The sequence below is a fragment of the Devosia naphthalenivorans genome (assembly GCF_003056355.1).
Classification (GTDB): domain Bacteria; phylum Pseudomonadota; class Alphaproteobacteria; order Rhizobiales; family Devosiaceae; genus Devosia; species Devosia naphthalenivorans.
In genome coordinates this window covers 1-847 of sequence record NZ_PYVW01000044.1, presented here as the reverse complement: position 1 = coordinate 847, position 847 = coordinate 1, and the positions used below count along the sequence as shown (strand labels likewise).

The 847-nt window shown below is 59.5% G+C and carries 1 protein-coding gene; it reads left to right on the top strand.

Translation table 11 applies throughout. The features are described from left to right. Positions 1-74 precede the first annotated feature (74 nt). Positions 75-835 (top strand): IS5 family transposase gene (locus C8264_RS21925; RefSeq protein ID WP_108463107.1). Its coding sequence is split into 2 segments (ribosomal slippage): positions 75-408 and positions 408-835, totalling 762 coding nucleotides; the frame shifts between segments, so codons are not numbered across the junction. The last annotated feature ends 12 nt before the right edge of the window (positions 836-847 follow it).

Genomic DNA, 847 nt, shown 5'->3' with positions numbered 1-847 from the left:
CCTAGGCTCAGGACCCATTAAGGGGATTCCCAGGGTGGCGATGATCTGATTCACTGCTGCAGGGAGGCCTTGCCATGAGTGATCTGTTTTGGTTGTCGCCGGCACAGGTACGGCGGATTGAGCCGTATTTTCCGCTCTCGCATGGAGTGCCGCGCGTAGACGACCGCCGGATCGTTAGCGGCATCATTTTCGTGATCCGAAATGGCCTGCGCTGGCGTGACGCGCCCGCAGCCTACGGCCCGCCCAAGACGATATACAACCGGTTCATCCGCTGGAGCCGCATGGGCGTATTCAACAATATCTTCGCAGCGTTGGCAGCCAAGGGCGGCAAACCGGATCAACTGATGATCGACGCCACTCATCTCAAAGCGCACCGCACGGCAGCCAGCCTGCTCAAAAAGGGGCTGTTCCCCGACGTATCGGACGCACCAAAGGCGGCCTGAACTCCAAGCTCCATGCCGTCTGCGATGGCAAGGGGCGTCCATTGGTCATGTTGCTTAGCGAAGGGCAGATGAGCGACTACAAGGGCGCAGCCTTGATGATCGACGCCTTGCCCACAGCCAAGGCCCTGCTCGCCGACCGGGGATACGATGCCGACTGGTTCCGCGCTGCCTTGGCCGAGCGTGGCATCGCGGCCTGTATCCCTTCAAAGACCAACCGCAAGACACCGATCCCCCATGACACAGGGCTATACCGTCAGCGGCACAAGATCGAGAATATGTTCGGCAGACTTAAGGACTGGCGGCGCGTCCACACCCGTTACGACAGGTGTGCCCACACCTTCATGTCTGCAATCTGTATCGCCGCAACCGTCATCTTCTGGATCAATCAATGAGTCCTGAGCCTA